The following is a 22525-nucleotide window of genomic DNA, read 5'->3' on the forward strand; positions in this document are numbered from 1 at the left end:
CTGGGCGAGCCGCGTTCACCCGATCGCGGCCAGCAGTCCCGGCAGCACTTCGCGCACGTCGCCCACCAGCGAATAGTCCGCCATGGCCATGGCCGGCGCCCCTTCGTCCGTGTTCACGGCGATGATCGTCTTGGCGTCCCTGACGCCCGCCCAGAACTGGACCTGCCCCGAGACACCCAACAGGAGGGCCAGCTGCGGCGCGCAGGACTTCCCCGAGATGCCAATCACCCGGTCTTCCCCCAGCCAGCCCCGGTCCGTCGCGAGCGGCTTGGAGCAGCCCACGGCGCCGCCCAGCCGGGTCGCCAACGCCTCCGCCCCGAGCGCCGCCTCCCGCTCGGCGAACCCGCAGCCGACCGCCACCAGGACGTTCGCGGCCGCCACGTCGACTCCGCCCGCCGGTTTCGCCTCCCGGCCGACCACCCGCACGTTCGAACTGGAAGCCGGCAGGTCGATCGGCTCCACCTGCGGTTCGCCCGCGGCCGGGGCCTCCGCGAAGCACCTGGGCGCCACGGCGAAGACCGCCGTCGGCGTGGCCACCACGCACCGCTCCACCACGGCGCCGCCCAGGGCGTCGCGCCGCGCGACCGTTCCGTCCTCCCCCGGCTCAAAACCGGTGACGCCGCTCACCACGCCCGCGCCCAGCTTTTCCCCGACCCGGCCGGCTAGTTCTTTGCCCCGCCGGTCGCCGCCCAGGAGCACGATGCCGCAGTCCAGCTTCCGAGCCGCCGCCGCCACCGCTCCCGCCACGGCGGCGACGTCGCCGATTGAGACCGGGGCCGTCGCCGCGCGAACCCGCGCTCCCCCCAGTTCGTCCGGCTGGCAGCCCTCCCCCAAAGTCAGGGCGTAGACAGGGGCTGACTGGCCGGGACCGGCCGCCGCCACCCCGGCGGCCGCCGTCAGCAGTTCGCGGGCCAGGCCGGCGTTGGCGCTGTACACCAAGATTCCAGGCATGTTGATCGCTCCTTCTCAAATCAGGTTTTCGTCTGCCAGCACCGCCGCCAGGTCGGCCACGCCGCCCAGCCGCTCGCCGCGGCGCCGAACCTCGGGCGCCAGCGCGCTCAAAGTCCGCGTGCCGGGCGGGGGCGGTTCCACGACCAGTTCGGCGGCGTTCAGCGATCGTTTCGGTTTGCGGCCCGCCCGCAGGATGGCCGTGACGGCCGGGATGCGGGGCTCGTTGATCTCCGCCGAGACGGAGACCACCGCGGGCAGGGGGACTGCGACCGTCTCCAACACGTCTTCCAGGCTGCGCACGGCCACGACCTCCCCCTGCTCCAGGCGGAGTTCGCGCGCGAAACCCACTTGCGGCCAACCCAGCAGTTCGGCCACGCGGCCGACCACCTGGCCGCTGTAGCCGTCGCCGCTGCCCTCGCCCATGATCAGCAGCGCCGGCGCCTCGACCGTCTTGACCGCCGCCGCGAGCAGCGCCGCCGTCACACGGGAGTCCGGCGCGCCGACCGGCGTCCCCTCTCCGACCAGCACCAAGACCGCCTCGTCGGCGCCAGCCGCCAACGCCTCCTTGACGGTGTCCTCAAGTTCGGCGTCGCCCACGCCGAGGACGGTCACCTTGTCCCCCTCGGCCTTCAGGGCCACCGCGGCCTCGAGGGCGTTCTTGTCCAAGTCGCCGAAGGTCTTGGGCGCCCCCTCCAGTACCGGCCGCCGCTCGCGCAAGCGAAGCTGGCGCAGGTCCGGCGTCTGCTTCATCGCCACCAGGATGTTCATCGCGTTTCCCCTTCCCGGTCTTTCACTGATAGGCCGCGATGATCGAGTTGGCCACGATCACCTTTTGGATGTGCGCCGGCCCTTCGATCTGCGGGAACATGACCGCCTCGCGGTACCGCCGGGCGATCGGGTAGTCCTCCATCAGGCCGTAGCACCCGTGCATGTCCAGCGCCGTGTTGACGATCTCGCGGGCGGTGCCGGTGACGAAATCCTTGGTGGCGGCGCACTCGCGGGCGAAGACGGCGGGGTTCTTCTTGGCCGCCCAGTTCGCGTCCGTCGCGGTCTTGTAGAGCATCAGGCGGATAGCCGTGAGCTTCTCGTAAATGTCCGCCAGCATCAGCTGCAGCGCCTGGAACTTCGCCAAAATGGGGGTCCCCCGGTGCAGCTTCGACATGCAGTACGCCAGCGCGTCGTCATACGCCCCCTGGGCCAGCCCAAGGCTGTACGCGGCCATGCCCAGTTTGCCGAAGCCGATCCCGGCCAGGAGCTGCTTGTAGCCGTCGCCGATCTGGCCCATCAGGTTGGCGGCCGGCACCCGGTAGTCCTCGAAATACAGGTCCAGCAGTTGCCCGCCGTGCATGGCGAGCTTCCGCCACGGCTTCGACGTCGAATAGCCGGCCGAGCGCTTGTCCACCATGAACGTGGCCAACTGGCCCGTCTCGGACTCTTTGACCACCACGCCCAGGTAGCCGGGGTAGGCGGCGTTCGTGATGAACCGCTTGGTGCCGTTCAGGATGTACCAGTCGCCGTCGCGGCGGGCCGTGGCGGTGATCTGTTTCGGGTCGCTGCCGGTGGTCGGCTCGGTGAACGCGAAGGAGGCGATCAACTCGCCCGAGCAGCCCGAGGGCAGCGCCGCCTGGCGTTGGGCCTGCGTGCCGAACACGTCGAAACAGGCCAATCCCAACGTGTGGGCCGCGATCGCCATGGCCAGGGAACTGGACACGCGGCCGATCTGCTCCACCGCGAGCACGTAGCCGTCATAGCCGCCACCCGCGCCACCCACCTCTTCCGGGAACGGGATGCCGAGCAGCCCGTGCTCGCCGGCCTTTTGGAACACCTCCATGGGGATTGAGTGCTCCTCCTCGATCTGGTCGACCAGAGGCGCGAGGAATTTGTCGGTGAACTCCCTGGCCGTTTGCTGGATCAGCAGTTGTTCTTTGCTCAAATTGAAATCCACGATTTCTCCTGTTCGAATGCGACCAATCTCAGTTGCACGCGCCCCTGTGCGCGTCCCGGCTAAGCCGCCTCTTGCGAACCTAGTGAGACGGGGCTGCCCTTGTCCAATCCCCGTACACTATGGATTCATATCCTGCGGCGATGAATGACGCGCGACTCCCAGGCCGCCGCAAACATCTTTCTCAGGAATGAACTCATACAAAATCTGGCATTGGACCGGCCGCCGCCCGACCGTTAGTCTCATTCGTTACCCGAAGATCAACGACGAACCGAAGGAAGGCGAACAATCATGGCTGACGGAATCCTCAAAGGGCTGCGCGTCGTAGAGTTGGCCACCCTGGTGGCAGTCCCCTACGCTGGCAGAGCGTTGGCCGACATGGGCGCCGAGGTGATCAAAGTCGAAACGCTGCAAGGCGAAATCTACCGGGGCAAGGCCGGAATGCTTTTCGGGATGCCCAACGCGCCGAAGCACGACTACATTTTCACGCCCTACAACGTGAACAAGTTGAGCGTCAGCCTGAACCTGAAGGCGGAAGCCGGCATGGAGGCCTTCCGGAAGCTGCTCGCGACTGCGGACATTTTCCTGACCAATAACCGCGAAGCGGCGCTTGAGCGCTTGGGACTGGGCCTTGACGCCCTCCGCGAGGAATTCCCCTCGATGATTATCGCGTCCGTCAGCGGCTTTGGCCGCAAGGGACCGGAGAAAGACCGCGGCGGTTACGACGCGACGTCCTTCTGGAGCCCCGCCGGGCCCATCCAGGAGTGGACGGCGGCGGACGGGCGGGCCTTCAAACCCTTCTACGGCTTTGGCGACTCGGTGGCGGCGGCGCACCTGACGGCATCGATCATGGCGGCCCTCTACCACCGGGAGCGGACAGGCCAAGGCGACCTGATCCGGTCCTCGCTGCTGGGAACAGGACTGTGGACCAACATCGGCGGGATCATGCGCTACCAGGCCGGCCAGACGTTCCCCAAGGACTTCTACGAGCCGCCCATGCCGCTGGACAACTTCTACAAGACCAAAGACGGAAAGTGGTTCATCACCTCGGAGGAGAACTGGGACACTCGCTGCCACGCCTACTTCGACCTGTTCGGCACGCCCGAACTGGCGGACGACCCGGCGTGGACCACCCAAAAGGGCTACCTGGACCCCGCCACCAGACGCGAAAAGGCCAAGTTCTTCGAGGCGCACATAGCGCAAGTGACCTCGCAGGAGATCACCGAGAAGCTGGCGCCGGCCGGCTGCATCTTCGAGTTCCTCTATGAGACCGACCAGGTGGTCCACAACCAACAGGCCTGGGAAAACGACTACTTCCGGCACGTGGTCACCCAAGACGGCACCGACCTGGTCATAGCCAATTTGCCGTGTGAGCATGCGGCGCATCCGCGGATCGAAAAGATCACGCCCGCGCCGCTGCTGGGCGAACATACCGCCCAGCTCCTAGCTTCACTGGGCTATTCGGAGGCAGAGCTGGGGCAGCTCGAAAACGCTGGGGTAATCCGGGTAGACCGAAGCTAGGAGGAGGCCGGGCCGGGGCCGTGACTGCCAGTCGGGCGGCTCCGGCTCGGTCTCCGTCAAGGGTGGCGGGAGTTCATGGGTCAGGTGATCGGGGCGACGGTGTCCCTTCAAATCGGCATGTCGGCGGCCGCGCATGGCGCCCGGACCGCGTTCGTCTTCCCCGCGGAAGACCTGCGTCTGGGCTTCGCGGAGTTGGACGCGAGGACCGACCAGGCCGCCAGGGCGCTGTTGGCCTTGGGCCTGCGGCGTGGCTCCCGAATCGGCTTGTGGAGCGTCAACACCTCCCGTTGGCTGGTCACGGCGCTAGCGGCGGCCAAGATTGGGGTTGTCTTCGTGCCGATCAACACCTCTTACCGGCGCTTTGAACTCGACGACGTGATCACGCGGTCGCAAATCGATTGCCTGTTCGCCCAATCCCGGTTGGCTGAGGACGCGCTGGGCGGGGACCCCCTCGCTGTGGACGGGCTGACCGGCGGCCGGGTTGGTGGCGGCCAGACGGCATCGTGCAAGGGGGTGGTCTGGTTGGACGGCCAGGCGGCAGACGCCCCGGCGGGCTGGGAGGCCTTCTTGGCGGGCGCGGACCGGGTGGGCGCCGCGTCGCTGGCCGCCGCCAAAGCCGAGGTCCGCCCGGAGCACGACTACGTGGTGCAATACACCTCCGGCACCACCGCCAGACCCAAAGGCGCGGTGTTGACCCACCGGTCGGTCCTGAGCGCGGCGGCGGCGTTTGGCCAGGTCATGCGGCTCAGCCCAACGGACGTGACCTGCGTGCCGCTGCCCCTGTTCCACTGCTACGGCAACGTCTTGACGCTGCTCGGCGGCCTGATCCGGGGGAGCGCCACGGTCTACCTGGAGCATTTCCGCGCCAGGGAGACGCTCGACGTGCTCGAGCGGGAAAGGTGCACCGCGTTCATGGGCGTGCCGACCATGTACCTGGCGCTGGTGGACGCCGACGGGCGGGGCCGGCGCGACTTGTCCGCTCTGCGCAAGGGCGGGATCGGCGGGGCGTGCTGCCCGCCGGGGATGACCCAGGCGATCGCGGCTGAACTGGACATGGACCAGTTGACCGTTGGCTACGGGCTGTCCGAAGCCTCCGCGCTCTGCCTCATCTCCCCCGTCGACGCCCCCGCCCACCACCGGCTGCGGACCACCGGCTTCCCCATCCCCGGGTTGGAGGCCAGGATCCTGGACCGCGCCACAGGCCGGGCCGCGCCTCCGGGCGTGGTCGGGGAACTGCTGGTCCGGGGGCCGGGAGTGATGAGCCGCTACCTCGACGCGCCGGAGGCGACAGCCGCGGTGATCGACCCGGATGGTTGGCTCCACACCGGCGACCTGGCGAAACGCAGCCCCGACGGGTCGTACAAGTTCGCCGGCCGCGTCAAAGACATCATCATCCGCGCCGGCGAGAACATCTCCCCAACCGAGATCGAAGAGGTCCTCCTAGAGTTGCCCCGCGTCCGCGACTGCCAGTGCGTGGGCGTGCCGGACCGCCTGCGCGGCGAGGAGATCGCCTGCTGCCTCATCACCACCGACGGCTCCAGACTCGACCCGGGCGCCGTGCGGGACCATGTGGCCCGCCGTCTGGCCCGTTTCAAGGTCCCCAAACACGTCCTCACGCTGCCGGCCTTCCCGCTCAACGCCGCCGGGAAGGTGGCGCGGGACCGGTTGGCGCGCGTCGCCGCGGCCGCCGTGGCGTCTTCCGGGATTGCGGAGTCCTCCCCCGTCTCCGACCGGCCGCTTTGACGCCGCCGATGCCGTGTGGTCCAGCCCCGCCCTGGGCCTCCCCGCAGGCGCTTCCCCGGCCTGCGGGCATTTCCCGCGCGCCGAACGTCCCGGCGGCGCGGGAGGCCCGGTCAGTAAACTGGCGCAACCAAAGACGGTGCCAACTGTGGCGAAAACAGATGAAATGTGGGAGTTGCGTCGAGGATCCGGCGGCGCGTTGAAAGAAAGAGGCGGATATGGAATTGAGACATTTGGTGTTCTTTGCGAAAGCAGCGGAACTCGAGCATATAACAGAAGCGGCCGACGAATTGTCCACGTCACAGCCGTTCGTGTCAAAGACGATACGCGAGCTCGAGCGCGAGCTCACGGTCAATCTATTCGAGCACGTTGGCCGGCGGATTCGCCTGACCGAACACGGGCGGGTCTTCTACAACCGCACCCGCCATATCCTTCAAGATTTAGACAACGCCAAACGCGAAATGCTTGACGCGGCCGAGGCCGGGTCGCACCGCGTCAGCGTTGTCACCAACGTTGGCCTCTACATGCCGGAGATTGTGGCCGCCCTCCACAAGGCCGACCCGGACGCGCACCTCACTTTGACCGTGGCGAAACGCGGCAAGCTACTCGAATACTTGCTCAAGGGCCGCGCCGACTTCGCCGTCTGGGGACCCGGCAACCCCGACGATCGGCTGCCCGGAATTGCCACGGAACACGTCCTGCTTGAGGCAGTCGCCATTGTTTTCTCCCCCAAGCACGTGTTCTGCGGGAGAGAATCGGTGGACGTGAGAGAACTCGACGGGATGGAGTATTACACCTCTCCCGCCGGCTTCGGAATGCGGGACACAATGGACCGGGCCTTCGCGGAGGCGAACGTGCGCCCCCAAATCGCGATCGAGTCCCCGGACACGGCGGCGATCGCCCACTTCGTCCGGACCGGCTCCGGTTTCGCCTTCGCCCCGCGTTCCCTGGTCAACCGCTCCCCCGACCTCTACCCGCCCAGGGCCGACCTGACCGGCTACCAGAGGGTGCACGTGTCGGTCTCCTGGTCCACCAGCGCCTTCAAGTCCAAGACCCAACGGCTGTTCCTGGACCTGGTGCGGCGGCACTTCCGGGAACTCCAGCCCTGGGCGGATGGCCTCCCCGCCGACCTGTCGGCGGCTCGCTGACCCCGGCGCCAGCGGTGCCGTCTTGCGCAAGCAGATCAGGGCGCTGCCCGCGGGCGCCGACGCCACCGCGCACCTTGTCGGCAGCCAACTGCGCGGCAGGCGGTGGTTCGTGGAGGAACACGGCCTGCCCTTCGGTGCCTGGCCCAAACGCCAAGGCGCCGCCGCGACGAAGGCCTTCAAAACGGCATCGACCGCTGTCGCCAAATCCGCAGGCGCAGACGCGGCGCGAGAAGCCATCATCGGCTTCACCGACGCCCTGAACCGGCTCGGGAGCCTTGAGACCTCCGAACGCGAAGACGCCGCGACCGCGGTGTCGCTCTTGGCCGAGCTCAGCCGGGCGCCCGTGGACCGGGCGACCGCCTTGGCCTGGTTCGACCAAACCCGCGACTTCTGACCGCTCAGGCGGCCCGCGGCGAATCGGCCAGTTTCCAGCCCGCAGCGGCCACGCGGTCCCGCCAGTAGCTGGCGTAGGCGCCGCCCGCCGCGAGCAACTCCTGGTGAGTGCCGGACTCCCGGATGCCGCCTTCGCCGTCAAGCATGATGATCTGGTCCGCCGTCATGATCGTTTGCATCCGGTGGGCCACCACGATCAGGGTTCGCCTCGCGCGGATCGCGTCGATCACCTCGCCTATGGCGATCTCGTTGCCGATGTCCAGCGCGGCGGTCGCCTCGTCAAGCAGCACGATTGGGGCGTCCTTGAGCAGGGCGCGGGCGATCGACACCCGCTGGCGTTCGCCGCCGGACAGGTTTGAGCCGCCCTCCCCGACGCGGGCCTCCCAGCCGCCGGGCAGCCGCTCGGCGATCTCATCCACGCGGGCCAACTTGGCGGCCGCGATCACCTGATCCCGGTCCAGGTCCGGGTTTCCCAGCCAGACGTTGCCCAGGATGGTGTCGTCGAACAGGTACACGTCCTGGAAGACGGGCGCCACGGCCGCTTCCACGACCTTGGTGCCCAGTTCCGGCAGCGGCTTTCCGCCTATCGACACCTCCCCGCCCTCCGGGTCGTAGAAGCGGGCGATCAGGCGTGTGATGGTCGTCTTCCCGGAGCCTGAGGGGCCCACGATCGCGGTCATGGTGTTCGCCGGGACCCTGAAGCTGAGGTCCCGGAGCACCGGCTCGCCGCCGTATCCGAAGGTGACCTTCGAGAAGGCCACGCCCCAATCCGCCGGTTCGGCCCCGGCGGCCGGTTCGGGCAGGTCCTTGACCGCGCGGAGATCGTCCAACTGGTCCAGGGTGGTGTTGGCGACCGCGATCCCCCCGCTCAGGGCCCCCGAAGTTGAGATCGGCTCCACGAACCGCACGCCCAGGACCAGGAGCGCCACCAGCGTCGCCGCGTCGACCGACCCGCCGAGGGCCAAGTACGCGCCCAACACGATGATCGCGGTCAGGGCGAGCTGGACGAACCCGCCGAAGAGGGCTATCCCCGCCCCGCCGGTGAGCAACAGGCCCCGATAGGCGTGATGTTGGGCCGACAACGCCTCCTGCACCAGCCTGTCCCCCGCCGAGCCGGGGCCCGCCGTGCGCAGCGCGGGCTGCATCCGCGCGAACTCAATGGCCCGGTTGGAGGCTTCGGCGGTCGCCTGCGCGTGGACGGCGTCCGCCTTGGCCATGGCCTTCTTGATGGCGACGTAGGCGAGCCACAGGACGGGCGCCGCGCCCGTCATGGCCAACGCCAGGCGCCAGTCGAAGAAATACATCCCGACCAGCACGGTGGCCGGCGTGATCAGGCCGCCCAAGATGCGCCTGAGGACCGAGTAGGGGGCGGAGCAGACGAACATGGCCCCCTGGGTGGCGATGTGGCTGATCTGGCCCGAGCGGTCCTGGGTGAACCAGTTGACCGGCAGTTCCACAAGGCGGTCTCCCAGCCACGATATGACCGCGTCCAGCGCGTCCATCGCCGCGAGTTGGCTGGCGTAGCTCGCCACGTAGAAAACCACCAGATACGCCGCTGTCGCCCCCGCGAGGACTCCCAGCCACCGGGTGGCCCCGGCCATGTCGGGTTCGAACAGCGCCCTCAGCAGCGGAACCAGCAGCAGGAACACCACGCCCTGCAGGACGGCGGAGACAATCACCAGCGTCAGCGAGCGAATCAGGGCCCTGCGGGTGTGGTCGTCGCAGTAAGTCAGGATGCGGCGGATCATTTGACTGCCCCTTCCGGAGTCGAGCGCGCGTGCCGCGCCTGGTAGTCCGCCCACATCCGGGCGTAGCGCCCCCCGGAGCGGACCAGGTCCGCGTGAGTGCCCCGTTCGACCACCCGACCCTCGTCCAGCACCAGGATCTGGTCCACCCCCACAATGGTGTGCAGGCGGTGCGCTATCACCAGCACCGTCCGCCCGGCCGCCAGGACGCTCAGGGCGTCCTGGATGGCGGCTTCGGAATCCGGGTCGGCGAAGGCCGTCGCCTCGTCCAAGACCAGGATGGGCGTGTCGGCCAGCAGCGCGCGGGCTATGGTGACTCTCTGCGCCTCGCCGCCGGACAAGTTGGCGTCAACTCCTACGACGGCATCGTAACCCCGTTCGAAACGCGTGATGCGGTCGTGGATCTGGGCGGCGCGGGCGGCAGCGGCGACATCGGCGTCGCTGGCTTTAGGCCGGGCCAGCCGGATGTTGTCGCGCAGAGAGGCGCGGAGCAACTGCACGTCCTGGAAAACGAAGCCGACCTGCCGGTATATCTGGTCAGCGGCGACCTGGCGCACGTCGGCCCCGCCGATCGACACCGCGCCGGCCGCCACGTCGTAGAAGCGCGGCACCAACCGGGCCAGCGTGGACTTCCCCGAACCCGAAGCACCCACCAGCGCCGTGACCGTGCCCGGCGAGCATGTCTCGCAAATCTCGTGGAGCACCGCGTGTTCGCCGTCGTAGCTGAACCCCACATTGTCGAGGGCCACCGCGTGCCCTTCCGGCGCTTGGGGCGCGTCGGCATACCCGATCTCCGGAATGGCCAGGAACTCGGCCAGCGTCTTCTGCGCGTTCGCGGCGTTGCGCAGGAAGGACGCGCTGGCGCCCAAACTCATGATGGGGCCGGTGACGCCGGAGCCGAGCAGCACCGCCGGCAGGATCTCGATCGGGTCGGCCCAGCCCTGATGGACCAGCGCCACGCCCACAGCCAATAGGTAGACGATGACGACCGCCGGGGAGCACAACGCCTCAACCGTCGCCATTTTGCCCAGCGTGTCTTTGGTCCAGTCGGCGTTGAAATCCACGTACCGCCTCGCCTCCGCCCGGAACCGCTGGTGCGACCGGCCCACCTGCCCGAAGCGCTTCACCACCGCGATGCCGTGGACGTACTCCACGGTGGCGCCGCCAAGGCGTTCGGACGCCTGGTCGTAAAGCTTGAACTTCTCGGTGCCCCCGCCCATCATCGCCGCGAACAGGAAGAGGACCACCACCAGCGGAATCAGGGTCGCCAGGCCGAGAATCCATTGCGTCCAGAACAGGTACGCCAGGATCAGGATGGGAACCACCGTCGCGGAGATCAGGTCGTTGATCGAATGCGCGATCAGTTGGTGGAGCGCGGACACGTCGCTTTCCACCAGCTTCCGCACCGCCCCCGAGTGGCGCGCGTCGAACCAACCCAGCGGAAGCCGTTGCAGGTGCGCGATGATCCGCCGCCGAAGCGACAATTGGAGCTCCGCGTCCGCCAGGTGGCTGACAAAGCCAGACCCGAAGGTGCAGGCGAAAGAGACAATCAGGGCGCCGACCGCCACCCAGACGACCAGCCAAGCGTGGTCCCGGTCCACCGCCTGGCCGCCGAGGCTCGGCAACAAGGTGCGCGCCAATTCGACAATCGCCACGTAGGGGACAACGCTGCTCGCCGAGCCGAGGACGCTCAAAGAGATGATCGCCGCCAGGGCGCCTTTGACCGGCGCAAAGAAGTCGGCGCGGGGTTTGGAAGGCATGGGGGCTCCGTTTCCCTGAGGGGCCCTCGGCTCGTCGGGACACCGAAGACCGTAGTGCGGGTTAGGTAAGGCTACCCTATTTTGCTGGCCATTCTGCGCAGATGACCGGGCTCCCTCTCCGGGTCCGCGCGATTCCCCGGCTTCCCCGGTCGGCTCAACCCATCCCGCCGAGTTCGCCCTCCCACCAGTCGATGTCGCCCGCCGGCTCGTACCGGGTACGCCCCTCGGGCAGGGGCACCTGGCTCGGGTGGGGCTCCACGGTGACCGCCTCGATTCGCCACTCAACGCCCTCTTCGCTGGCGTAGGCCAGCGCGGCCTGGTCAAACGCCGCGGGGTCGATCGGCCGGTCGCCCGGCCCAGACATGACGGCATTCGTCAGCCGGACGTTGACGAAGGCGTCCTGCACAATGGTCCGCCGCAACCGGTACTGGATCGAAAACGTTCCCATAGTCCCAGTATCCCGGCCGCAGGTCGTCGAGCGTCACGCCTCAAGGGTGGCCAGCGGACAATTGGCGTGGCGTGGAGGCGCAGCCAGTGATCTCCAGCAATGCCGCTATCCCGGCGACGACGCCGTCCAGGTCGCAGCTTCCAAGTCGGCCGATCCGGTCGCCAAGCTTTGAGCGCGCCACCGCCGCGCGTTGAAGGCGGCCACGAAAATGCGAATCGCGTCGCCCGGGGTTGTGCCCAGTTCCTTGGTCAGTTCCCGGAAAGCTTGTCAACCGCCGCCAAGACCGTGTCGCCGGAAACGAGGTTGGCTTCCGGGACTTCGACGTCGCTTCCAGCGGGCAGGCGCGGCGATCCCTTGGCTTGGGGGGGTTGTCGCCCTCGGCGAAGCTGATCTTGCCATCCCACCAGACGGCCCAATCCGCCGTCTGGGCCGCCCATGTCAGCGCCTGCGCAGACCCGGAGTGTCAAAGGTGCGGATCTGCCGCACAACACTCAGGTAATCGGCGCGGTCGAACCGCGCCTGGGGCACCCTCTCGAAATCCGGGTCCGGCTCCAACTGGGGCTCGTACTCCGTGTCAAACGAGGTGAAATCGCTCCAGGTGACCGTGTCGGCGTCAAAGGTGACCCGGACCGCGAAGGCGCCGCAGTTGAGGTCGCCGCACTGTGAGCACCGGTACAGCGGAACCCGGCCGGATGGCAGGCGCAACGGGTAGCCGGGATCCTCGGGATACAACTCGGCGATGCGGTCGCCCTGGCCCGCGAGCAGCAAGAAATCCTCAGCCGCGTGGGTGGGTAGCAAACCTCCCCGGCCAAGCCGCAAGACGGGCTCTTTGACCCAACGCGCCAGCCACTCCCCCAGCGGGCGCCCGTCAACGCCCCAATCAAGGCCGCCCACCGCGAAGTCGGCTGAAAGCCAACTGAGCTTGTTCACGGGCGACTCCCCTCCGCTCGGCCTTGACGTGTGGGTAGATCATCCCAGAAACCGCGGCACCGCTGAGAACGCCGACCGACCTGGCGTTGAGAACCAGTACCGGCCCGGTTTCCCCACCGATCGGCGAACCGGCACGTGGTACTTTGGGCCGATGACCATTGGAAGCGCCGGTGGCGCAGGAGACTTCATCGCCGATGCCGTCCTGGCGGACAACGCCAAGGGCACCTTTTCCGGCCGTGTCCAGACCCGCTTCCCACCGGAGCCGAACGGCTACCTCCACATTGGCCACGCCAAGGCGATCAGCGCGGACTTCGGCATAGCCGAACGGTTCGGCGGTATTTGCAACGTGCGTTTCGACGACACGAACCCGGACACTGAAGACGACGAGTACGTCCAGGCGATCTTGGACGACGTCGCGTGGCTGGGCTTCACCCCGGCGAACGTCTTCCACGCCTCCGACTACTTTGACCAGCTTTACCTGTGGGCCGAGGGCCTGATCTCCGCCGGCCTGGCCTATGTGGACCAGCAGGATGGCGAGACGATCTCCGCCCAGCGGGGCGGTTTCGGGCGCCCCGGCGTGGCCAGCCCTTACCGCGACCGGCCCGCGGCCGAATCGCTCGACCTGTTCCGGCGCATGAAGGCCGGCGAGTTCGCCGATGGCGCCATGGTTCTGCGCGCCAAGATCGACATGCAGGCCGACAACATGCAACTGCGCGACCCGGTCATGTACCGCATCCGGCGCGGCCACCATTTCCGCACCAAGGACCAGTGGGTTATCTACCCCATGTACGACTGGGCCCACGGGCAGTCCGACGCCCTCGAAGGCGTGACCCATTCGATGTGCACGCTGGAGTTCGAGGACCACCGGCCCCTTTACGACTGGTACCTGGACCACCTCGAACTGCCTTTTGAGCAACCGGTCCAATACGAGTTCGCCCGCCTGGAGCTGACCCACACCCTGACGTCCAAACGGCGCCTGGCCCAGTTGGTGGCGGAGGGCCGGGTCGACGGTTGGGACGACCCGCGCATGCCCACCTTGCGGGGCCTGCGCCGGCGCGGCTACCCGGCGGCCGCCATCAGGAACTTCTGCGCGTCGATCGGGGTGTCGAAAACCAACTCGCGCCACGCCATCGAGGAACTGGAGCACCACGTCCGGGTGGAGCTCAACCGCGTGGCGCTGCGCCGCATGGCCGTGCTCAGGCCGTTGCGTCTGGTGATCGACAATTGGCCGGCCAATCCCGATGGCACGCCCGTGGTCGATTGGGTCGAGGTGGCCAACAACCCCGAAAACGCCGACGATGGCGTGCGCCGCGTCCCGTTCTCCGGCTCGCTTTACATAGAGCAAGACGATTTCCGCGAGGAGGCGCCGCCCAAGTACTACCGGCTCACGCCGGGCCGCGAGGTGCGCCTGCGCGGCGCCTACCTGGTGCGCGCCACCGACCAAATAGTCAAGGACCAGGATGGCCGCGTGGTGGAGGTCCACGCGGTCTACGACCCGGCGACCCGGTCCGGCCAGGCGCCGGACGGCCGCAAGGTCAAGTCCACCCTGCATTGGGTTTCGGCCCCCCACGCCGAAGACGCCACCGTCAACTTGTACAACCATCTGTTCGCCGCCGAGGTGCCGGGCCAGGCCACCGGCGACCCCTTTGACGACATAGACCCGGACTCCCGCGAGACGCTGACCGGTTGCAAGGTCGAGCCCGCCCTGAAGAGCGACCGCCCCGGCGCAGCCGTCCAGTTTGAGCGCCTGGGCTACTTCGCGCCGGACCCCCATGAGCCGATGGTCTTCCACCGCACAGTCGGGCTGAGAGATGAGTGGGCCAAGCTCCAGGCCCGCCAAACCCCGCCCGCCTAGCGCCGCGGCAAGACCCCCGGTCACGATGCCGTCGCCTCGGTCCAGCGCGTCGCCGTCGTTTGCCGGAGCTTGAGAACGGCCGCACTATTGTGGTGCCGGTCTGTTCGCAGGCGTCCCGCCTGCTCTGACGGCGGGCCGCGCACCCCGGGCAAGGCAATCCAGGAGGACAGCCATGGAGGTCAAGGAATTCGTCGACGCGCTGGAGCGTTACCTTGTCGCGGCTGGCGAGGCGGATCGCCGCGCCACCCTGCGGGCGGTGGCCCGGCGGTTGGGGGCGGAGGGGCGGGCGGCGGTCGCGGACGGCATCGGCGGCCTGTCGCAGGAGGGGGCGGCGGACGGCGGGGCCCCGGCGGGCGGAAAGCGGCCCGACTTGGGAACTCTGCTGGAGCGGGCGGCGGCGCTGGTCGGACGGGTGGAGGCGGGGGAATACGGCTTCGAGTACGGCTACGAGGAGTACGGCTACGGCGAGTACGGCGACTACTGGGATGACGAGGGATTCCTGGTCGACCAGGACGGCCTCTGCCCCGAAATCAAGGCGCTGCTCCAAGAGGCCGTTGACGGGATCGACGACGGCCACCACGCGCTGGGCTTGGCCGTGATCGACTTGCTGGCGGACATCGACGTGCCGTGCGACTATGACGGCGCCGACTTCGTCAGCCTGCTGGAAGAGGGGCGCCTGGGCTTGGGCCGGGATCGGGTCTTGGCGCCTTGGGTCGCGGCCGCGTTCCACGCGTTGGAAGGCGACGAGCGGTTGGCCCGCGTGCTTGAGGTTGGGCGGCGCTTCCACTGGCGGCTGCCGCTGAAAAAAGCCTTGGAAGCCGCCGGGGCGGAGCCTGAGGCGGCCGACCGGTTCTTGGGGGAACTGGCCCGGAGGATCATGGCGGAACTGGGCCAGTCCGTGCCTCCCAACCCGTTCGCCTTTGACGCGACCGAGCTTGACCAACTGCTGGCCGACGCGGTCAGCTTGCGCGGGCGCGGCGCTCTGCGCGAGGCGGCGTCTCGCCACGGCCAAAGGCATCCCGTTCTGTATTCGCGGCTGGTCGGGGAGCTTTCGGCCGCAGGCGAGTTGGAGGCCGCCGTTGACGCGGCGGCGGCGGCGCTGACCGCGGTTCCGAGCGCCCGGCGGGCCGAACGCGCCCTGATAGCCGACCTCATGTTTCAAGCGGCCGAGGAGGCCGGCCTGGCGGACCAGGCCGCCGCGGCGGCCGAGGCCGGGTTCGCGGCGGGCCTCGACCTGCCGCGCTTTCTGAGGTTGCGCCGGGTGGGTTCGGCAGCGGCCGTGGCGCGGGGCGTTGCCGCGCTGAAAGGCGCTCCGCCGCGCGGGGATGACGCGATGGCGGTGCTTTTCCTGGCGGGGGAATTCCAGGTGCTGTGGCGCGCGGTCAGCAGCGACAAGGCCGCGTTGGGCTGGTCGGGGAGCGACAAGGGCGCAGCCTTTCCGCTGATCCTGGCTTTGCTGTTCGAAGGCCGCGAGTGGGGAGCGGTGGCTCGGGGCCTCGTCCGGGCGGTGGCGGAACCCCGCGGCGCGGAGGTCGCCGACCAGTTCATGCGGGCCGCGGAGGAGGTGGACACGGCCGTGCCGCCCGCCGACTTGGCCACCTACAGGGGCTGGTGCCGGGCGGAGGTCGCGGGCCGGGTGGACGGCATCGTCCAAAACCAACACCGGGGCGCCTACGCCCGGGCCGCGACGCTGGTGGTGGCCTACGCCGAAGCGGTGGCGGCCACCGGCGGCGGGGGCGATCCGAAACCGCTCGCCTATGTGGCGGGATTCCACGAGCGGTTCCCCAAGCACGGCGCGTTCCGCCGGGAGTTGGAAGCCGCCCTGGCCAAGTCGTCGCTGCGCTGACGGGGCCTCAGGCCGCCCGAGGACGGTACTTCACCCCGGAACTTGCCGCGCAACTGACTGCCTGGCCGCCGAGGCTGCCGAAGGCGGACTGTTTGCAGGTTCTTGACCCGGGAGCAGGCTCGGGCATGCTGACCGCGGCCATCGTGGACCGCCTCTGCCGGAAGGGCAAGATCGGGCGAGTAGAGGCCACGGCGGTCGAACCCGTGCCGCACTGTGGCATGGAGTTGATTCTGAACCCCGAGCTTCACGCGCTCGCCACCGTCGCGGGCCGGACGCGACCGGCCTTGGACGCAGGGGCCTTCGCTAGTCCCACATGCTGACGAGAAACTCGCGCAGAGTGCCACGGGGCTGATTCCGCGTCCGCCAGATCCCGCCGCACAGGCTCACCGCCATGCTGCCGAGCCCCCAGCAAGTCCAATACCAATCACCGGTCGCAGCCCAAACTGCTGCGCCGAGGACCACGCACGCAACCTCAAGCGAGCCCATCCAGATCCACCCGCGCCTGTTTGGGCGCCCGTCGCCCTCCCGGCCGGGAGGCCCCTGCCTTCGCCAGACAAGCAGAAGCGCGCACAAGTCGCCCAACGCCGCTCCCATTGCGATCGCACCGGCCACGTATCGCGCGGAGAGGACCAGGTAGAGGGCCAATCCAAGACAAAGCAAAGCCGCAGAGCCCAGCGCGAAGTACAGCTTGCCCTTGGTCGCATCCGTGTTCACGTAAACCCTCCGGTGAAAACTGACAGTGAATTCTTTCACTGTCCCCGGCGACCGCGCGGGGTGGGGCCGCACCGCAGAAATGAAGACGTGTCGCGTGTGACCGCCTCTCCTTCAGCCGCCCGCCGTGCCCGAACCTGCCGGCTCGCACGGCCGGAATCGCCGCAGGGCATGGTCCTGACACCGCTGACGTGGCACATGATGGTCTGCATCTACAGCAGAGCACGCCTGATCGGATCCCCGTCGCTCTGCTTCTTTGGTGCCACCAGTGCACGTCGTCCGGTGCAGACAGGGGCTCCAGGGCCACCGCTACCAGCGAGTGCGTCATCTGCACAAGTCTCTACATAGGTGAGTAGGTGCCGTCTGAAGAACCCGCGCCGGCGTGTCGGAGACCAGCAAGTCGGCGCTCTGTCAGCGGTGGCCCGCCCCCCAACGTGGTTAGTCTGGCGCATCACTGGACTTGGACCTACCTGCGGAAGTGCCGAGCAAGAGTCGGCCGGGGCGACCCTCCACGCGGTCAATGACGTGGAACCCACCGCGCCTGGAGCCCGTGTCGTTGACGTAAACGTATTCCAGGGCGGCGAGCCGATTCCCGAGCATGCGCCGCACCAGATCGTAGGACGGCGACAGATGCGGCGTCGACCCGTCCAAGACCGAATAGGCGGCGCACGCCGCCGGGTACGCCAATCCCGACGCGACAACGTCCGCGATCTGCAGCGCCGGGTGAGTGTCCGAGTGACCGAACACCGGCGACTCGATCAATTCCGGGAACACTCCGCCGCCTCGGCGGAATCGGCGCGTCGTGATCGTGTGGACATTGCCCTCGTTCTTCACCTTGGTCTGCGAGTCCAACACCATCAAACCCCTAGCTCCCAGATCGGCGAGTTGCCGCGCGAACGTCTCCGCCATCACCGCGACAGCGCTCGGGTATGTTGACGCGGCGCTGTAGACCTCGCCGGGCCGCTTGACGAGGACCCGCCCAAACAGCCGCGCGCCGCGCGACTCCAGCAGACGCACCGTCTTGTCCAGGAACCCAATCGCGCGCCGCCTCGTGTCCCGCGAACCCTCTTCACGGATGTCGCGCCGCAACGACGCTCCCTTGACCTCGTGGCTAATCGCCTCCGACAACTCCCGGCGGCCCAACGACGGCTCGAATCTGGCCTTCAGGCGTAGGTACGCCATCGTCAAGTCAGGCACCACGGCGGCGTCCACACTGACGCCGGCCACCACGAAGACAGGCGTAGACGCGGGATCCACCGGCGCGTACACGCCCGCGTTCCCTGCTTCATCGACGTAGCACAGGCGCACCGCTCACCTTCCCGCAAACGCAACTGTGGCCGCCCGCAGGCGGCCACAGGACTCACCGCACCACGTGCGGCTAAAGCGTTCACTGAACGCCACAACCACCCTAAAGGAAAAGGTCCCAAGCCGACAACCGCCGCCAATGCCATGCATAACATCCACGTCCCGGGATCCGTCGTCAGGCCAACCTGTGACGGAACAGACCGCCCGCCTGGAACACATGTCCGGGCAATCGAGAAGGAGACCCCCTGGCGGATAGCCGCTCCTGGTAGCGCGTGTCTGGGTTGTTGGTAGCGGTTTTCCGGGTGGTTGGTAGCGCGGGGTGTGGCGGAGCGGTTGTCCGGTCGGGCGGCGCCAGATCGTCATCTTTGATCGGCAGCAGCCCGAAGTCCTATTCGCCCGACGTACGTCCACCGCCGTGAAGAACAGCGCTGTCTCCATGTAAAGCGCCTCTCCGTCACCCGCTCGAACGAACAGGCCCAATGCTGGGGAGGCGGCACACGCCAGGCAGAGTCCTTGCCGGGTCGGGCGCGACGCCATCGGGCTGCTGTTGCCAGGTGTTCTCCTGGAACTCAGCGTCAGCCTGAGCGTCCGGTCATGATCTGGGCCGCGACGTCGCGGATGGCATCATAGGCGTCCAAAAGGCATTCCTCGACTATCCCGTCCGACAGAGCGTGCTTGTCCCGCATCAAGTTGACTGCGTTCGCCCGGCAGATGGAGCACGGCGTCTGCCGATAGACGTATTCCAACACCCCGGTGGTCACCGGCCTGTCATCGGGTTTGAGTAGATCAATGACGCGGTCGTAAGCGGCATGCCCGGCATCGCGACGAAGTGACGCACGCCGAATAGCCGCCCCGACAGCCGACTCATCCTCCGGCAAATAGCTGGCTTGGAGCAATTCCAGGGCTTCGTCCACATGCTCCCGGTCCTTCAGCAGATCGAGTGCGTGCCTGCGCTTCCAGCCTGCCGGCCGTTGGCCCAGGATCGACCGGACGACCTGCCGCAACTCGTCGTTGGCGGTGTCGACCAAGGACGCGAGATCATCGTCCGGCAAGGGGAAGGACCAGGCGCGGAACGCCCACAGAACCTCGGCTTTGATAGTCGGATCAGACTCCGCCAGCCCGAGACGCGCTACCTCCTCGGTGTACGTCGGGCTTCGATGCCGGACGATTTGCATTCCCACTGACCTGAGGCGCCGCGGGTTGATGTCCCCGCGCCTGGCCTGGTCGACCAAGGCGGCCAGCTCCTCGATAGTCGGCTGCTGGCTGTGGGCTCCGGTCCGCCACGGCTTCGTGCGTGCCGTCGCCGCAGTGTCGCCGTACGCGCGCAGACCAGGTGAGGAATGGTCTTCCAGATAGGCGTTGACCTTCGCGTCGCCGAACTGTTCCCGGATGGCCGAGTCGAACCAGTCGGGAAAATACAGCCATCGTGCATGCTCGGCCTGGCTTCGCCACGCCGCCAGACCTTCCCCAAAATCGGACACCGCCTTCCGCGCGGCATCCCAACCGCCCACACGCACCAAGTCGAGGGCCAAACTCTCAAGCGTGGAGACCGATCGCCACCAGCTATCACGGCGGACCACCCGTGCATACCGCGACATCAGCCGGGAGTAACCGGCCCACAGCGCTTGACGAGAAGACCCCGACCCATCCAACGCGAACTGAACCAGAATGTCCGCCAGATGGTCGAACCGCCACCCGTCCGGCGCGCACGCCGCGAACCGGTCGACCACATCCGCCTCGATAGACTCCGCCCACCCCGTCAGCACGGCAGCCTCATGCAGATACCAGCCCCGACTGCCCTCACACTGCGGGTCGTACGTTGTCACATGGAGACACGCCCAGCGCACCGCCTCCGCATATCTCTGCGGATCAGGGCTTGACCGCAGGGTCAACAGGGCCGACCCCAACCCCCGCCGAAGATCATGGCGAAACGTCCTCAGCACCGAGGTGTCTGCCCCGCTCTCCCAAGCACTCATGTCCAGGCGGCCCGACCGACCGAGAACGCAGCGGCGAAAGGATCAAATCTCACGACCGAATTCTCCCACCACGGCACCGCCCCGCCAGGAGGGTCCAGCCGCAACCTACTGCCGCAATCGCGGCGGCCAGGGGCATCCAGCGAAATCTCAATGAGCGCTTTGTTGATTAGCGCGGAAATCCGCGCTAACGGCCCGGCACATCGCGGGCGCTGAGACCAGGCAGGTCGATGCGCAGGCCGTCGAGGTCGTTTGCGGCTGGGTAGGCGGCCAGCTCGGCCTCGCCGGGGTATGCCTTGTCCTGCCAGTCGGCGGGCAGGTCCCTGGCTTGCAGGGCAGGCTTCACGGTTAGCACCCGGTTCCACAAGCGTTTGTTGTGGGCACAGGCGTTGCGGACGTGGTTCATGCTCCGCAACCAGGTCCGCATGGTGCGTTCCGCTGAAAGCCCTGCAGCCCAGGCCTTGCGATCCGAATACGGCATCAGTTCATAGATGTCCGTGACCGCGCCGAAGTCGAATAACTCGCACGCGATCCAAATGGCCAGAGGCTGGCCGTACTTGGTCAGGTTGTGGCCGACGAACGGCTCCTTCTGCGCCCGCTCCTGGAGACTGTTGTACTTGGCCAGCCACCAGTTGAAGGCCGTGTCGGTCCTCTTTCCTCGGGCGAAACGGCGACCACAGGCCATCTTGCCCAGGCATTTCATGGCGACGTGGGCGAACAGGTCGCGTTGACCCAGGACGTAGGCGACCCTGGCTCGAGCGGCCACCTCGATCAGCCGAGCCCCATCGAGAAGGCAGTTGCGCAACTGGCGGTCATACTCGATGAGTGTCTCCACGTCGCGCAGGTCGGTGCCGGGCCGGAAGACGTCAAGCCTGCCCTTACTAGAGGGCGCGGGGCGTCGATACGGGTAGAGGTACCCTGTCAAGTTGTAGTAGCCGATGGCCTCCAGGAGCCGGATCGCTCCGGCGTCGTCGGGGCACGCCGTGCCCCTGGACTTGATCAGCGCCAACTGCTGTTGGTAGGTCAGGTGAGGCTTGGAGTAGGTGCTCACGGGCGGCCCCAGACATGAGACAACCGGCCTTGCCGTTGCTGGTAGAGGGCCGATCTTAGTGCAATCACTGTAAGTCCCCGATCAGCGCAAGGCAAGACGGACGGACGGACGCCGCCAATGCCATGCGGAACATCCACGTCCCGGGATCCGCCGTCAGGCCAACCTGTGACGGAACAGACCGCCCGCCTGGAACACATGTGCAGTCGAGAAGGAGACCCCCCACCACGACTTCTCCTGGCCGCCCGCAGGGATTTCCCAGTGGCAACCGACAATTCGAACCGGCGCTACCGCCTTGAGCGCTTGGCTTGGAGGACGATGGCGTGCTTTGGCTCGCGTTGGAAACTTGCGTTCATCTGCGGTTTCGCCGTTGGGTGGCGTTGCCTCGGGTTGGTCCTTTCCGAACCTGGCACGGGACCAAGACGGGACAGATTGCTGTGAACGCGGTCAGCTTCGGCGTCTATGCGAGAACCAACGGCTGTTGGTCGTCACGTGAATTGGCGATGCTTGGCGTCGCTGGGGTGCCGCCACGCTCGCAGGAAAGGGCCCTGGGCGGGGGCCCCTTGGGTCCAGCCACAATCAGCGCTCGGAGCGCTGCGACGGCCTGTTGCGGGACGACGCCGTTGCCGAGTGCGTGCAGTTGTTGGGTGAGGGTGAGCCCGGGGGAAGAGTCGGTGACCCAGCCCTCGGGCGCATCATCCATTCTGTGAACATCGCCGAGGATTGTCTCATGGGCGGGTCGCTCGTAAGCACACAAACCAAGCGTCACTTGATTTGCGAACAACAGTTGGCAGACCGGTCACGAGGCTGACGATCAATCGAATCGTCGGGGCTCATTCTTCACCGCCCTCCACGATGATCCACTGTCCTTGCCTGTCGGAACCGACTCGACGGATGACGCCGGTTTCGCGCAGCTTCCTGATCTCCCGTGAGATCGTGCGTTCAGTGACGCCCACCAGGCGGGCAAGCTCCTTCTGGGTGATGCTCGGGTTGTCCGCCAGCGCCGACAGCACCGCCCTTGCCTGGGCCTCCCCAGCGTCCACGACACTTTCTACGACATCTACGACAGGGCCTGTCGGTGATGTCGTAGAAGTGGCGGGGAACGGGAAGGTGACGTTCACTTCGCCAGGCCTGGACCTGAAGACCGGGATCGGCTTGCGCGCCTCACGGCTGGCGGTCTCGATCTTCTCGATGCCTCGTCCCCACGCC

General features: G+C 67.4%; 18 protein-coding genes. 6 read left to right on the forward strand and 12 right to left on the reverse strand.

The window, feature by feature from the left end; genetic code table 11:
* Nucleotides 1-15 precede the first annotated feature (15 nt).
* The 3 genes from LBC97_04905 to LBC97_04915 are packed head-to-tail and all read right to left on the reverse strand — an operon-like array spanning nucleotide 16 to nucleotide 2896.
* Nucleotides 16-951 (reverse strand): electron transfer flavoprotein subunit alpha/FixB family protein, encoded by a 936-nt coding sequence (locus tag LBC97_04905; protein MDR2565391.1) that lies wholly within the window; start codon nucleotides 949-951, stop codon nucleotides 16-18.
* Nucleotides 952-966: 15 nt separating this feature from the next.
* The gene (locus LBC97_04910; GenBank protein MDR2565392.1) at nucleotides 967-1719 is read right to left on the reverse strand and encodes an electron transfer flavoprotein subunit beta/FixA family protein; all 753 of its coding nucleotides are present in this window, start codon (nucleotides 1717-1719) and stop codon (nucleotides 967-969) included.
* Between the two features lie 22 nt (nucleotides 1720-1741).
* The gene (locus tag LBC97_04915) at nucleotides 1742-2896 is read right to left on the reverse strand and encodes an acyl-CoA dehydrogenase family protein (protein MDR2565393.1); all 1155 of its coding nucleotides are present in this window, start codon (nucleotides 2894-2896) and stop codon (nucleotides 1742-1744) included.
* 288 nt (nucleotides 2897-3184) lie between these two features.
* On the opposite strand from LBC97_04915, the gene LBC97_04920 reads away from it, so the two are divergent.
* The 4 genes from LBC97_04920 (at nucleotide 3185) to LBC97_04935 (ending at nucleotide 7696) form a co-directional block, all read left to right on the forward strand.
* Nucleotides 3185-4414 (forward strand): CoA transferase, encoded by a 1230-nt coding sequence (locus LBC97_04920; GenBank protein MDR2565394.1) that lies wholly within the window; start codon nucleotides 3185-3187, stop codon nucleotides 4412-4414.
* A gap of 75 nt (nucleotides 4415-4489) precedes the next feature.
* On the forward strand, nucleotides 4490-6157 hold the full coding sequence (locus tag LBC97_04925; GenBank protein MDR2565395.1) for an AMP-binding protein: 1668 nt from the start codon (nucleotides 4490-4492) through the stop codon (nucleotides 6155-6157).
* A 215-nt stretch (nucleotides 6158-6372) separates the two neighbouring features.
* Nucleotides 6373-7302 carry a LysR family transcriptional regulator gene (locus LBC97_04930; protein MDR2565396.1) on the forward strand — a complete coding sequence of 310 codons (930 nt, stop codon included), beginning with the start codon at nucleotides 6373-6375 and terminating at the stop codon, nucleotides 7300-7302.
* 22 nt (nucleotides 7303-7324) lie between these two features.
* Nucleotides 7325-7696: a hypothetical protein gene (locus LBC97_04935; protein ID MDR2565397.1), complete on the forward strand. Its 372-nt coding sequence runs from the start codon at nucleotides 7325-7327 to the stop codon at nucleotides 7694-7696.
* Between the two features lie 4 nt (nucleotides 7697-7700).
* Here LBC97_04935 and LBC97_04940 read toward each other — a convergent pair whose 3' ends face one another.
* The 4 genes from LBC97_04940 to LBC97_04955 all read right to left on the reverse strand — a co-directional run bounded on the left by LBC97_04940 (nucleotide 7701) and on the right by LBC97_04955 (nucleotide 12578).
* Nucleotides 7701-9443 carry an ABC transporter ATP-binding protein/permease gene (locus tag LBC97_04940; GenBank protein ID MDR2565398.1) on the reverse strand — a complete coding sequence of 581 codons (1743 nt, stop codon included), beginning with the start codon at nucleotides 9441-9443 and terminating at the stop codon, nucleotides 7701-7703.
* A complete protein-coding gene (locus tag LBC97_04945; GenBank protein ID MDR2565399.1) occupies nucleotides 9440-11200 on the reverse strand; it encodes an ABC transporter ATP-binding protein/permease in 1761 nt (586 codons plus the stop codon). Before LBC97_04945 ends, LBC97_04940 begins: the two co-directional genes overlap by 4 nt.
* Nucleotides 11201-11354: 154 nt before the next feature.
* Nucleotides 11355-11648 (reverse strand): hypothetical protein, encoded by a 294-nt coding sequence (locus tag LBC97_04950; protein MDR2565400.1) that lies wholly within the window; start codon nucleotides 11646-11648, stop codon nucleotides 11355-11357.
* A gap of 438 nt (nucleotides 11649-12086) precedes the next feature.
* Complete coding sequence (locus LBC97_04955) at nucleotides 12087-12578, reverse strand: hypothetical protein (GenBank protein ID MDR2565401.1); 492 nt, start codon at nucleotides 12576-12578, stop codon at nucleotides 12087-12089.
* Nucleotides 12579-12729: 151 nt separating this feature from the next.
* Here LBC97_04955 and LBC97_04960 point away from each other — a divergent pair, with 151 nt between their 5' ends.
* Nucleotides 12730-14433, forward strand: a complete 1704-nt coding sequence (locus LBC97_04960; GenBank protein MDR2565402.1) for a glutamine--tRNA ligase/YqeY domain fusion protein — start codon at nucleotides 12730-12732, stop codon at nucleotides 14431-14433.
* 172 nt (nucleotides 14434-14605) lie between these two features.
* Entirely contained in the window at nucleotides 14606-16279 is a 1674-nt protein-coding gene (locus tag LBC97_04965; GenBank protein ID MDR2565403.1) for a hypothetical protein, read from the forward strand.
* Between the two features lie 303 nt (nucleotides 16280-16582).
* Here LBC97_04965 and LBC97_04970 read toward each other — a convergent pair whose 3' ends face one another.
* From LBC97_04970 to LBC97_04990, 5 genes are all read right to left on the reverse strand, one after another.
* Complete coding sequence (locus LBC97_04970) at nucleotides 16583-17032, reverse strand: hypothetical protein (GenBank protein MDR2565404.1); 450 nt, start codon at nucleotides 17030-17032, stop codon at nucleotides 16583-16585.
* Between the two features lie 396 nt (nucleotides 17033-17428).
* Nucleotides 17429-18298, reverse strand: a complete 870-nt coding sequence (locus LBC97_04975; GenBank protein ID MDR2565405.1) for a DUF3800 domain-containing protein — start codon at nucleotides 18296-18298, stop codon at nucleotides 17429-17431.
* Nucleotides 18299-18870: 572 nt separating this feature from the next.
* The gene (locus tag LBC97_04980; protein ID MDR2565406.1) at nucleotides 18871-20121 is read right to left on the reverse strand and encodes a hypothetical protein; all 1251 of its coding nucleotides are present in this window, start codon (nucleotides 20119-20121) and stop codon (nucleotides 18871-18873) included.
* 334 nt (nucleotides 20122-20455) lie between these two features.
* Nucleotides 20456-21319: an Abi family protein gene (locus LBC97_04985; GenBank protein ID MDR2565407.1), complete on the reverse strand. Its 864-nt coding sequence runs from the start codon at nucleotides 21317-21319 to the stop codon at nucleotides 20456-20458.
* Between the two features lie 830 nt (nucleotides 21320-22149).
* Nucleotides 22150-22525, reverse strand: a 376-nt coding sequence (locus LBC97_04990) for a winged helix-turn-helix transcriptional regulator (GenBank protein ID MDR2565408.1), incomplete at its 5' end; no start/stop codon positions are given.

The sequence above is a fragment of the Bifidobacteriaceae bacterium genome, from assembly GCA_031281585.1.
Classification (GTDB): Bacteria; Actinomycetota; Actinomycetes; order Actinomycetales; family WQXJ01; genus JAIRTF01.

Bases quoted from the DNA above. Each gene is read 5' to 3' on its own strand.
- LBC97_04905 (MDR2565391.1), bottom strand. From the start codon at position 951: ATGCCTGGAATCTTGGTGTACAGCGCCAACGCCGGCCTGGCCCGCGAA.
- LBC97_04910 (MDR2565392.1), bottom strand. From the start codon at position 1,719: ATGAACATCCTGGTGGCGATGAAGCAGACGCCGGACCTGCGCCAGCTT.
- LBC97_04920 (MDR2565394.1), top strand. From the start codon at position 3,185: ATGGCTGACGGAATCCTCAAAGGGCTGCGCGTCGTAGAGTTGGCCACC.
- LBC97_04925 (MDR2565395.1), top strand. From the start codon at position 4,490: ATGGGTCAGGTGATCGGGGCGACGGTGTCCCTTCAAATCGGCATGTCG.
- LBC97_04930 (MDR2565396.1), top strand. From the start codon at position 6,373: ATGGAATTGAGACATTTGGTGTTCTTTGCGAAAGCAGCGGAACTCGAG.
- LBC97_04940 (MDR2565398.1), bottom strand. From the start codon at position 9,443: ATGATCCGCCGCATCCTGACTTACTGCGACGACCACACCCGCAGGGCC.
- LBC97_04945 (MDR2565399.1), bottom strand. From the start codon at position 11,200: ATGCCTTCCAAACCCCGCGCCGACTTCTTTGCGCCGGTCAAAGGCGCC.
- LBC97_04950 (MDR2565400.1), bottom strand. From the start codon at position 11,648: ATGGGAACGTTTTCGATCCAGTACCGGTTGCGGCGGACCATTGTGCAG.
- LBC97_04960 (MDR2565402.1), top strand. From the start codon at position 12,730: ATGACCATTGGAAGCGCCGGTGGCGCAGGAGACTTCATCGCCGATGCC.
- LBC97_04965 (MDR2565403.1), top strand. From the start codon at position 14,606: ATGGAGGTCAAGGAATTCGTCGACGCGCTGGAGCGTTACCTTGTCGCG.